This window comes from Glycocaulis sp. (assembly GCF_052168375.1).
GTDB lineage: Bacteria > Pseudomonadota > Alphaproteobacteria > Caulobacterales > Maricaulaceae > Glycocaulis.
Genome location: NZ_JBQLZR010000083.1, coordinates 1 through 9699 on the forward strand (window position 1 = coordinate 1; position 9699 = coordinate 9699).

General features: G+C 64.8%; 13 protein-coding genes. 5 read left to right on the forward strand and 8 right to left on the reverse strand.

The window, feature by feature from the left end; translation table 11 throughout:
* The 3 genes from ACTS2Z_RS03085 to ACTS2Z_RS03095 all read right to left on the reverse strand — a co-directional run.
* On the reverse strand, window positions 1–701 hold a 701-nt coding region (locus ACTS2Z_RS03085), incomplete at its 3' end, for an FAD-binding oxidoreductase (protein WP_442571765.1).
* Entirely contained in the window at window positions 698–1099 is a 402-nt protein-coding gene (locus tag ACTS2Z_RS03090) for a hypothetical protein (RefSeq protein WP_442571766.1), read from the reverse strand. The genes ACTS2Z_RS03090 and ACTS2Z_RS03085, both read right to left, overlap by 4 nt.
* A 32-nt stretch (window positions 1100–1131) precedes the next feature.
* Complete coding sequence (locus ACTS2Z_RS03095) at window positions 1132–2103, reverse strand: L-threonylcarbamoyladenylate synthase (protein WP_442571767.1); 972 nt, start codon at window positions 2101–2103, stop codon at window positions 1132–1134.
* 158 nt (window positions 2104–2261) lie between these two features.
* Between ACTS2Z_RS03095 and ACTS2Z_RS03100 the strand changes: the two genes are divergently transcribed.
* Together ACTS2Z_RS03100 and ACTS2Z_RS03105 are read left to right on the forward strand one after the other, a co-directional pair.
* Complete coding sequence (locus tag ACTS2Z_RS03100) at window positions 2262–4280, forward strand: PhoX family protein (protein ID WP_442571768.1); 2019 nt, start codon at window positions 2262–2264, stop codon at window positions 4278–4280.
* Between the two features lie 72 nt (window positions 4281–4352).
* Window positions 4353–4577, forward strand: a complete 225-nt coding sequence (locus tag ACTS2Z_RS03105; protein WP_442571769.1) for a hypothetical protein — start codon at window positions 4353–4355, stop codon at window positions 4575–4577.
* Here the strand turns inward: ACTS2Z_RS03105 and ACTS2Z_RS03110 are convergent.
* From ACTS2Z_RS03110 to ACTS2Z_RS03130, 5 genes are read right to left on the reverse strand one after another with little or no spacing between them, the layout of a single operon-like run.
* Window positions 4574–4873 carry an alpha/beta fold hydrolase gene (locus ACTS2Z_RS03110; protein WP_442571770.1) on the reverse strand — a complete coding sequence of 100 codons (300 nt, stop codon included), beginning with the start codon at window positions 4871–4873 and terminating at the stop codon, window positions 4574–4576. The genes ACTS2Z_RS03105 and ACTS2Z_RS03110 overlap by 4 nt on opposite strands.
* A 9-nt stretch (window positions 4874–4882) precedes the next feature.
* Window positions 4883–5404 carry an alpha/beta hydrolase gene (locus ACTS2Z_RS03115; protein WP_442571771.1) on the reverse strand — a complete coding sequence of 174 codons (522 nt, stop codon included), beginning with the start codon at window positions 5402–5404 and terminating at the stop codon, window positions 4883–4885.
* Window positions 5405–5411: 7 nt separating this feature from the next.
* Window positions 5412–5999 carry a TetR/AcrR family transcriptional regulator gene (locus ACTS2Z_RS03120; RefSeq protein ID WP_442571772.1) on the reverse strand — a complete coding sequence of 196 codons (588 nt, stop codon included), beginning with the start codon at window positions 5997–5999 and terminating at the stop codon, window positions 5412–5414.
* Between the two features lie 42 nt (window positions 6000–6041).
* Entirely contained in the window at window positions 6042–7022 is a 981-nt protein-coding gene (locus ACTS2Z_RS03125; RefSeq protein WP_442571773.1) for an NUDIX hydrolase, read from the reverse strand.
* Window positions 7019–7615, reverse strand: a complete 597-nt coding sequence (locus ACTS2Z_RS03130) for an HD domain-containing protein (protein ID WP_442571774.1) — start codon at window positions 7613–7615, stop codon at window positions 7019–7021. Before ACTS2Z_RS03130 ends, ACTS2Z_RS03125 begins: the two co-directional genes overlap by 4 nt.
* Window positions 7616–7759: 144 nt before the next feature.
* Between ACTS2Z_RS03130 and ACTS2Z_RS03135 the strand changes: the two genes are divergently transcribed.
* The 3 genes from ACTS2Z_RS03135 to ACTS2Z_RS03145 are packed head-to-tail and all read left to right on the forward strand — an operon-like array spanning window position 7760 to window position 9669.
* Entirely contained in the window at window positions 7760–8599 is an 840-nt protein-coding gene (locus ACTS2Z_RS03135) for a universal stress protein (RefSeq protein WP_442571775.1), read from the forward strand.
* Window positions 8600–8618: 19 nt separating this feature from the next.
* Window positions 8619–9233 (forward strand): RNA polymerase sigma factor, encoded by a 615-nt coding sequence (locus ACTS2Z_RS03140; RefSeq protein WP_442571776.1) that lies wholly within the window; start codon window positions 8619–8621, stop codon window positions 9231–9233.
* A gap of 46 nt (window positions 9234–9279) precedes the next feature.
* Window positions 9280–9669 (forward strand): VOC family protein, encoded by a 390-nt coding sequence (locus ACTS2Z_RS03145; RefSeq protein ID WP_442571777.1) that lies wholly within the window; start codon window positions 9280–9282, stop codon window positions 9667–9669.
* Window positions 9670–9699 lie beyond the last annotated feature (30 nt).

Below are 9699 nucleotides of genomic sequence, written 5' to 3' on the forward strand. Positions count from 1 at the left end.
ACCGCGGCTTCAGGATCACGGACAGCTGCGATAGCGACGCTGGTGGACGCGGGCAGGGGGAAGAGTTTCAGCGTCGCCGCCGTGACGAGGCCGAGCGTGCCTTCAGCGCCGATGAAAAGCTGTTTCAGGTCGTAGCCGGTATTGTCCTTGCGCAGGCCGGAGAGGCCGTTGAGTACACGCCCGTCAGGCAGCACGGCTTCAAGGCCCAGCACCAGATCCCGCATCATGCCATAGCGCAGGACCTGCACCCCGCCGGCATTGGTGGAGATAAGACCGCCAATCATGGCCGAACCTTGCGCGCCGAGGCTCAACGGAAAGAGCTTTCCGGCCTCGCGGGCCGCTTCCTGCACGGTCTGCAGGACGGCTCCTGCCTCCACGGTCAGGGATTCATTGGCGGTGTCGATCTCGCGGATGGCGTTCATGCGCTTCATCGAGAAGGCCACTTCGCCGGACGGGGTCGAGGCGCCGACGAGGCCGGTAAGCCCGCCTTGTGGCATCACCGCGATGCGTGCGGCGTTGCAGGCTGCGAGCATTTGCGCCGCCTCGGCGGTTGAGCCGGGTTTGAGCACGAGCGGCGTGCCGCCAGCATAGCGCCCGCGCCAGTCGCGCGAATGGGACTCGATCTCGGCCGGATCGGTGCTCCACGACTGCGCCGGGAACCGGGCGGCAATATCGGCCAGAGGTGCAGGCAGGGTCGTCATGAGTGCGTTCCTTCAGGTCCATCCGCGTTGAGATCAACGGGCAGGCGGTTCATGATCGCGCTCAGAATCAGACCGGGCGCTTCGTTCATCCGGCCCTCGAGATAGAACAGGTTATCTTCCGAGCGGCCAGAGAAGGTGACGGTAAAGCGATCAATTTCGCCGACAACAGAAACCGAGCCAGTGCGGTACCGCACAAACAGCATGCGCGCGACCGGGCCGCCGGGGTCTTCCTCCAGAACGCCGTCATAGTAAAAGCTGCTATCGCCGCCTGTGGCCCGCCCGCCGCGCAGCGTCACGACGCCGCTCGACTGGTCGACAGGGCTGCGAAACCGCACGACGTACACGCCGTCGGGTATCCAGCGCGAACGCTGCGGGCGGGATAAAGCTGTGCTGTCCATCGCTTCGGCTCGCGAATTGCTGCCTGAAATTCTCATTCTTTCGGGGCGGCGGCGCGGCCCAGCCTGTCATTGATTGCCAGACCGAGCCCGTTTTGCGGCACAGGTGCCACCGCTATCGGTTTGCCTATCGCGTCAGCCTGGCGCAAGAGCGAAAAAAGGCGCGCTGCCGCTTCGGTCATATCGCCTGCCGGTGACAGGTCCAGCACCCGGCTTGCGCCGCGACCGCGCCATGGCCCGAAGGCGAGATAGGTTTCATCGCCGCGCGGTTCTGTCACGTTCAGGCGAAGCGGCGCGTTGGGCGCATAATGGCTTTTTAGCATGCCGGGCGCCGCAATCGCTGAGCCGGCCCCGGCTGCTTGCAGCTGGCTGCCTGTAATCGCCTCGATCTGCTCGACGGCAAGCGCACCGGCGCGCAAGAGGACAAGGCCTTCTGGGGTATCGGCCAGAATGGTGCTTTCCAGCCCCATGCGGCACGGGCCGCCATCCAGCACCAGCCCGATCCTGCCTCCGAGACCTTCGGCGACATGGGCGGCGGTTGTGGGGCTGATGCGCCCTGACGGGTTGGCGCTGGGCGCCGCCAGCGGCCTGTCCAGCCGGGATACCAGCCAGCCCATGGCCAGGGAATCCGGCCAGCGTACCGCCAGTGTATCGAGGCCCGCCCGGGCGAGATCGCAGACCGGGCTTTGCGCGCGATGCCGCCCGACGAGGGTCAGCGGGCCGGGCCAGACCGCTTCGGCCAGTACGAGGGCCTGTGCCGAAAGCTCGATGAGGGAGGTGGCGCGCTCCAGCCCATCGACATGAGCGATGAGCGGGTTGAAGTGCGGGCGGCCCTTGGCGGCGTAGAGCGCAGCAACAGCGCTGGCGCTGGTTGCGTCTGCTGCAAGGCCATAGACCGTCTCGGTCGGCACGCCGACCAGTCCGCCCTTCGACAGTATGGCTGCAGCCTGCTCCAGGTTCACAGCTTCGTGTGATGGCAGGACAGGCGCGGAGATAGTATCGCTCATGCGCGAAGGCTTGGCGCGGTATGACGGCAAAGGCAAGGGCCATGGCGTAGCACTGCGGCAAACCGTCCGGGCCACTGTCAGCGGCACTTCATGCTCTCGTCATGTGCTGCTGCTAGGTCCATATCAGCGATAAAACAGATTCCTCCCCGGAGCATCCCATGACTGACCTTGCCGAACGTCTCGATCCTGATTTCGAGCCGGAAACCAATCGATCGGGCAACCGGCCGTTTGCCGATGTGGTCAGCGCACGCCTCGACCGCCGAAACTTCCTGCGGGGCAGCCTCGGCCTTGCCGTGACGGGCATGTTTGCCGGACCGCTAGCGGCCTGCAGCGGCGCACGCGAAGCGCACGTCGCATCGGCTGGCCCGAGCATAGGTTTCACTGCGGTGCCGGTATCGTCTGCTGACACGATCGTTGTCCCGGAAGGCTATGAGGCGCGCATCATCTATCGCTGGGGCGATGCGATCAGCGGCGATTTTCCCGCAGTCGGCCCGAACAGTTCCGGCGCCGACCAGGGTCATCAGGCCGGCATGCACAATGATGGCATGCACTTCTTCCCGATTGAACAGGAAGGCCCGTGGCAGGGCAGCTCGACCGACGGCCTTCTGGTCATGAACCACGAGTATATCGAGACGCGCTTCCTGCACTACGGTGTTACCGAAGGCACCGCGATAAGTTCCTGGGGCACGCCTGACCATGCCGGTCCGCGCAATGCCGATCAGGTCCTCAAAGAGCTGAATGCCCATGGTGTGTCGGTTGTCCGCGTGCGCGCCGATGGCAATGGCGGCTGGCAGATCGTTCCCGATTCCCGCAACCGCCGTATTACCGGCCTGACCCGCATGGAGATCGCCGGACCGGCGCGCGGCCACGCCAAGATGGTCACCCGCTACAGCCCGGAGGGCACGCACACGCGCGGAACCCTGTCCAACTGTGCGCACGGTGTGACGCCGTGGAATACCTACATGGCGGCCGAGGAGAACTGGTCGGGCTATTTCATCAATACCGACGCCGAGCTGCCGCGCGAGCATGCCCGTCATGGCGTGCGCACTGATGTCAGCCGCCATAACTGGCATTTGTCGGACGATGGCGGTGACGGCTATGTGCGCTTTGACGCCTCGACCAAGGCCGAGACGCCCGCTGGCGATTACCGCAACGAGCCGAACATGTTTGGCTGGATGACCGAGATCGATCCGTTCGATCCGCAATCCACGCCGGTCAAGCGCACGACGCTCGGCCGCTTTGCCCACGAAGGCGTCGTGTTCGGCCCGGTCGAGGCCGGCAAGCCGGTCGTATGCTATTCGGGCGACGATTCCGCGTTCGAATACATCTACAAATTCGTGTCCGACGGCCTCTACCAGCCGGGTGTGACGCGCGGCGAAATTCTCGATACAGGCACGCTCTACGTGGCGCGTTTCAACGAGGATGGCACCGGCGACTGGCTGCCGCTGGTCTATGGCCAGAACGGGCTTGATGAGAGCAATGGTTTTACCGATCAGGGCGATGTGCTGACCAACACGCGCAGCGCGGCCGACATTGTCGGCGCGACGCCGATGGACCGGCCGGAATGGGGCGCGGTCGATCCCGAAACGCGTGCGGTCTACTTCACGCTGACCAATAATTCGCGCCGCGAAGAAGCCGATGCTGCCAACCCGCGCGCGTCCAATAGCTTTGGCTCGATCATCCGCTGGAACGAAGCCGATGGTGACCAGGCTTCCCCCCGGTTTGAGTGGGACATTTTCGTGCTGGCAGGGCCGCAAGGCGACAGCCGCGACATGAACGGCAATCCGCTCGGCGAAGACAGCGTTTTCGCTTGCCCGGACGGGCTCTGGATCGATCCGGACCGGCGTCTGTGGATCCAGTGTGACATTTCAGACGGCTCGCTCAACCGCGGCGACTATGCCCCGTTCGGTAACAACCAGATGCTGGTCGCCAATCCCGAAACGGGCGAGATCCGCCGCTTCCTGACGGGGCCTGTCGGCTGCGAAATCACCGGGGCCGTGATGACGCCCGATCAGCGCACGCTGTTCGTGAACGTTCAGCACCCCGGTGCAAACACGTCCGAGGCTGACTTCGCCGCCGGCAATTTCGACAGTCACTGGCCCGATGGCGGGCGCAGCCTGCCGCGCTCGGCGACAGTCGCAATCCGCCGTCTCGACGGGGGCGTCATCGGCGCCTGAGGCGTGGTGCGTTTGTCAGCGAGCCGTTCGGCCCTAAACTCTGCCTAGGTTAGCGGTCAGGGAGGGCATTGCATGTCAGATGAGAATTCACCATCGGCGGGCGCCGGGGGGCAGGATTCGACTGCCAAGGCAGCCAGTTTCAGCGCGGGCGGTGCGATCATTGGTGCGCTTTTCGGCTGGCTGCTGTTTGATGAGCTGATTTTTATCCTCTTTGGCGCGCTCATTGGCGGGCTTGTCGTTGCTGGTGGTTCCCGGCTGGGAACCGGCCAGAAAGCCAATGACGACAACGAAACTTAAACCGTCTTGCGGACCTGATCGAGGAAGCCTTCAACCTCCGACAGAACGTCCGGATCGCGCAAGACCCCGCGATGGCCGAGTCCTGGCTTCACCACGAAACGGGCATCCGGCCAGTGCCGGGCCGCTTCTTCGCCCGCGCTGACGGGAACGATCACATCATTATCGCCATAGACGAACAGGGCTTTGGCCGTCATGGACGGGGCGTCGCGGGCAATGTCAAAGCGCGCGACCGGTGTCTTCAGCCTGTATTCGACGCCCTCCTGCATCAGACGGATCGCCCGGTCTGATAGTCCCATGGAACCGGCCTAAAACCGGATATTCCCGGCGAGCGAGGCAGGTGATGCCAGCGCGATGAGGGCTTGCGGCCTGACCTCGCCTTCACTCATCGCGACGACGCTGGACGCAGCGCCCATGGAGTGGGCGACAATGGCAAAGGGCTGGCCGAGCGTTGCGGCGGTGCTGGCCACGCCGGCGGCAAACAGGGGCAGGGTGGCGGTCGTGCCTTCGGACTGACCGTGAGCGGGTCCGTCGATGAGAACCACCCGGTAGCCGGCCTCCATCAGGTGCTTTGCATGACTGGAAAGGTCGGCAGCATCGGCTTCCCAGCCATGCTGGAAGAAGATCACAGGCCCAACGCCGCCCTGATAGATGCGCTGCTGTCCCAGCGGACCCTCGATCCAGCCGGCTTCCAGCGAGGCGAGGAAATCGCGGCCTGTATCGGTCTGCTGGCGCACGCGCGGGCGGATGAAGCGGCTGCCGGCAATCTTGCGAAAGCGGTGCGGCGCGAGCACGGCCATTGTATTGGCCATCAGGATTGCGGTTTTCATGGCGGTCTCAGGCGCGGGCGCTGGCAATCAGCGCGGCGAAGCTGTCCATGGTCAGGCGGCGCGCCTCGTCCCGCCCCTGTATGACGGCCCACGACTGGCACCCGACCCCGATGGCCTCGAACTGGAAGGCAAAGCGGGTTGCATTTACCGAACCGGCAAATCCGCCTTCATGGATGGCGAGCTTGGCGAGTCTTTCGACCCAATCTGTCCAGCCCCTGCGGGCCTGACGGGCAAGCGCTGCGGCCTGCCCGGTCAGGGCAGGTGCCTCGAAGGCTGCCTGCAGGATCGGGCAGGGGCGGACGGGCTCGCGCAGAAGCCAGCCGGTCCAGTTGGTGGCCAGCGCATCAATGCGTGCCAGCGTTCCACTTTGCTGGCGGGCCGGTTCAACGACCTGCTGTCGGAAATGCTCGATGGCTGCCTCAATAATGGCAACCTGAAGGGCTTCCTGGCCGCCAAAATGGGCGAAGAGCCCACTTTTGGACATCTCGCAAGCCTTGGCGAGATGGCCGATGGACAAGGTGGCAAGACCGCCCTTGGCAATCTCCTCCAACGCAGTTTCGACGATACGGGTCCGGGTAGGGCGCTCTGTGCTCATTCCGCTTATGTGCGAACGTTCGTTCGCATTGTCAAGCGCGGCTCACTTCAGGCGTGGAATGGCCAGTCCGAGGGCGGGCTGATTGCGGGCAGCATCCTTGCGGAAGCGGTAGAGCTCTGCGGGACGTCCGCCTGTGCGGGCTTCGAAATGGCCCGTGCCTTCAACGAAGCCAGTGCGGTCGAGCGCCCGGCGGAAATTCTGCTTGTGCAGCGGGAATCCGCAAATGCCCTCCACCATGCGCTGGAGTTCGGAGAGGGTGAAGCTGTCTCCCATCAGTTCGAAGACCACGGGGCGGTATTTCACCTTGCCGCGCAGGCGCGAAATCGCCGTAGCGAGGATCCTGCGATGGTCAGAGGCCATGATCTGGCCCGTTCCACCCAGTGTGCGGCCCGGTTCGCCCCGGTCGCGGGCGGCTTCAGCGACGAGTGCTGCCTCGTAGAGCAATTCATAGCGGTCGAGCGCGCGTTCCTCGTTCCAGATCAGGCCATCGAGGGCAAAATGGGTGCGGACACGTTCAATGCGCGCCAGCCTGCTGCCCGGCGCTCCCGCCTCATCGGCCCAGCTGCGCAAGGCAGGCGCCAGCACTTCGTCGATAAGGGCCGGGCGTCCGTTGCGGTGGTCTTCCCAGGGGAAGAACTCGTTCCAGCTGGCCCAGCGTGCGCCGATACCGGTGAGTTCGCGCGCTTCGCGTGCAAGACCCAGATAGCCGACCGAGATCACCCGCGCGCCAGCACTGCCCGTCAGAGCAGCAAGAGGCGCTTCGCGGCCCCTGTCACCGAAGGTGTAAAGTTGCTCGACATAGCCCAGCTCGAATCCGGTCTGTCCGCGCACCCATTCGCGAAGGCCGATTTCGAAAGTGCGGTGCGCATCGGGATCGAACGGACCGAAGGGCAGGGCAGCTTCCGGCGTAGCGAGCCCTTGTGTGACAAGCACGCGCGGCTCGCCATCCTCGCCCGCGATGATCACCGCGTTGAGGCCCACGACGAGGCTGGTGGAAGCAAGCGGCGGACGGGAAGGGCTCATGGACTGGACAATCCTGTCTGGTCACGTTCCTGCGCGTCCATCTCGCCGAGCAGGGCTTCAAAGCGGTCGATATAGGCGTCCTGCACCTCGCCGATCGCCCGGACCGGAATGTCGACGCGCAGGCCCAGCGGAGGCTTGCCGAAGAATTCGCGGGCTTCCTCCACCGTGAAACCGGCCAGCTGGACCGCTTCGAAAAAGGCGCACAGCCGGTCGGCCTTCTTGATCGTGGCCTTCACGCCGCGCGGCAGGCTCGCAGGCAGGCCAAAGCGCGTGTGCACCGCGCGTTCAAGGCGGGCTTCAAAGAGCGTGTAGTCGAGGCCCAGCGCGGCCTTGAAGGGGGAGATCATGTCTCCGATCACGTATTCAGGCGCATCATGCAGCAGCGCTGCCAGGCGCCAGCGGGCCGGCCATTGCGGCTCCATCTCGCCGCACAGGCGCTCCACGATCAGGCTGTGTTCGGCAACGGAGAAGGCGTGGTCACCCAGCGTCTGGCCGTTCCACCGGGCAACCCGCGCAAGGCCCTGGGCGATGTCTGCAATCTCGATGTCGAAGGGGGACGGGTCCAGCAGATCAAGCCGGCGCCCCGACAGCATGCGCTGCCAGGCTCTGGGAGGCGGTGCGGTCTTGGGGCGTGGGGGCATGTGGGTAATCGTGTCGCGGACCAGCTTCTGGTCTCCCGGTCTAGAACGAAATCGCGTAAGTTCAAGCATCGCAGCCGAAAAGCATGGAGGTTCGTCATGAACCCGGAACGCATTCTCGTGGCCTTGCAGGGCGATGAAGCCGACGACACGCCGCTCGCGGCGGCTTGCGCGCTGGCTCCGATTGTCGGTGCCGATATCCGTGCGGTTTTCGTCGAGCCCGATCCTGCCAGCTACATGCTGTGGACCGGTCCGGGTGCTGCAGGGGCATCTGTTGTGACCAGCGCCATCGAGGCGGTGCGCGAGGAAGCGGCCAAGGCCGCCATCGAGGCTGAAGCGCGCATGAAGCGCCATCTGGAAAACATGGCGGACCGGGGCGTCAATGCCTCCTTCCGCCGCGTTACCGACAGCCCTTCGGAGGCAGCCCAGCAGGCCCGGCTCGTCCGGCTGCTGGTCGCCTGCCCGGACGCAGCAGCGGGGAAGGGGCCGTTGTCGGGTTTCACTGCGTCCTGTCTGGTCGATGAGGCGTGCCCGCTCTTCGTGCCGCGCGGTGGCACGATACCTCCAAAGAAAATCTGCGTCGCCTGGGACGGGTCGCGTGAAGCGTCCCGCGCCGCCTTTGCAGCTGACGCCTTTTTCACCGAAGGGGTGGAGGTGACGATCCTGCACAGCCCGAAAAACCTCGATTATGCCGATCGTGCCGCTGCGGCGCCCAACCGGCTGGCCAACTGGCTTGCACCGCGCGGCATCAAGGCGACATCGCAGGCGGTCGAGGGCAAGGGTAGCCTCGGCGAGGCCCTGCTGGAGGCCGCTTCGGGCGCCGACCTGCTGGTCGCCGGGGCCTATGGGCACTCGCGCCTTGCCCAGTTCATCTTTGGCGGCGTGACGCGGACGCTTCTTGCGGCCAAGGACGGTCCGTCCTTGCTGGTCGCACACTAGCACCCGCAGCGCCGCGCCCATGCAAAGCGTCTATGCGCGCCTGCTGAACACTGCGCGCCGTCATGCACGCCTTGCCCATGAGGCCGAGGACATTGTTCAGGACGCCATGCTGGCCGCGTTTGAAGCCGGGCGGAGCGATCTGGATGATCCTGCGAACCGGCTCTGGCTGAACGGGGTCATCCGCAATCAGGCGCGGATGCGTGCGCGCGGCGCCATGCGGCGTAAATCCCGTGAGGCAGTGCTGGCCCCCGAAACCTTTGCCGATACCGAACGGGACCGTGCTGACATGACGCTTGGCGCATGGGTTGCCGGGCTGCCGCGTGCCTTGCGCCCGGTCGCAGCCCTGGTTCTGACAGGTCACACGCGCGCGGAAATCCGTTCGGCGCTGGGTCTTGCCGATACAGCCCTGCGCCAGCGGCTTCAGAATCTCAAACGTGCTGCAAAGGCTAGCGGCATCGAGGCAGGAGCGCTTCTGGCGCTGCGCCCGGATCTTGCGCACGGTGTTTTGCGGCGGGGCTTGCTTGATGTGGTTTCGCGGCGGCAGGCTACGTTTGCGACCTATGACCCGGATGGCAATCTTCTGGTTTTTCGTACACCTGCGCTCACAAAACCGGCGGGCACGGCAACACGATGATGCCCACACGCGGCAGGCGCGCGTGGACTAGCCAAGGACGAAAGCCATGATACCGGCACCGCATGAAATCAGCATTGTCTTCAACGTTTCCGACATCGAGCGGACCGAGCGCTTCTACCGTGACACGCTGGGCCTTGATGTCGCCCGTCAGGAAGGCGCTGACCCCTTCTGGCTGACGGCGACCCTGTCAGAGACATCCCAACTCATCTTCTTCCAGTCAGACGATGTGCGTCCCGGAAATACGCCGATTGTCGTGTTTGATCTGAAGGCTGGCGGCATTGAGGACCTCATCACGGCGCTCGCCGCGCAAGGCGTCACTATCGTCACCCCGGTCAGCGAGGCACCCGGCGGCTGGTCAGCCGACTTTCTGGACCCGGATGGCAATCTGCTCGCCTTCTGGCAGACGGGGGAAAAGCCGGTCTCGCTGAAGAGCTAGACACGGACAGGTGGGGGCGGAGCCAGCGGC

Bases quoted from the DNA above. Each gene is read 5' to 3' on its own strand.
- ACTS2Z_RS03090 (WP_442571766.1), bottom strand. From the start codon at position 1,099: ATGGACAGCACAGCTTTATCCCGCCCGCAGCGTTCGCGCTGGATACCC.
- ACTS2Z_RS03125 (WP_442571773.1), bottom strand. From the start codon at position 7,022: ATGAGCCCTTCCCGTCCGCCGCTTGCTTCCACCAGCCTCGTCGTGGGC.
- ACTS2Z_RS03105 (WP_442571769.1), top strand. From the start codon at position 4,353: ATGTCAGATGAGAATTCACCATCGGCGGGCGCCGGGGGGCAGGATTCG.
- ACTS2Z_RS03130 (WP_442571774.1), bottom strand. From the start codon at position 7,615: ATGCTGTCGGGGCGCCGGCTTGATCTGCTGGACCCGTCCCCCTTCGAC.
- ACTS2Z_RS03100 (WP_442571768.1), top strand. From the start codon at position 2,262: ATGACTGACCTTGCCGAACGTCTCGATCCTGATTTCGAGCCGGAAACC.
- ACTS2Z_RS03120 (WP_442571772.1), bottom strand. From the start codon at position 5,999: ATGAGCACAGAGCGCCCTACCCGGACCCGTATCGTCGAAACTGCGTTG.
- ACTS2Z_RS03115 (WP_442571771.1), bottom strand. From the start codon at position 5,404: ATGAAAACCGCAATCCTGATGGCCAATACAATGGCCGTGCTCGCGCCG.
- ACTS2Z_RS03110 (WP_442571770.1), bottom strand. From the start codon at position 4,873: ATGGGACTATCAGACCGGGCGATCCGTCTGATGCAGGAGGGCGTCGAA.
- ACTS2Z_RS03135 (WP_442571775.1), top strand. From the start codon at position 7,760: ATGAACCCGGAACGCATTCTCGTGGCCTTGCAGGGCGATGAAGCCGAC.
- ACTS2Z_RS03140 (WP_442571776.1), top strand. From the start codon at position 8,619: ATGCAAAGCGTCTATGCGCGCCTGCTGAACACTGCGCGCCGTCATGCA.
- ACTS2Z_RS03145 (WP_442571777.1), top strand. From the start codon at position 9,280: ATGATACCGGCACCGCATGAAATCAGCATTGTCTTCAACGTTTCCGAC.
- ACTS2Z_RS03095 (WP_442571767.1), bottom strand. From the start codon at position 2,103: ATGAGCGATACTATCTCCGCGCCTGTCCTGCCATCACACGAAGCTGTG.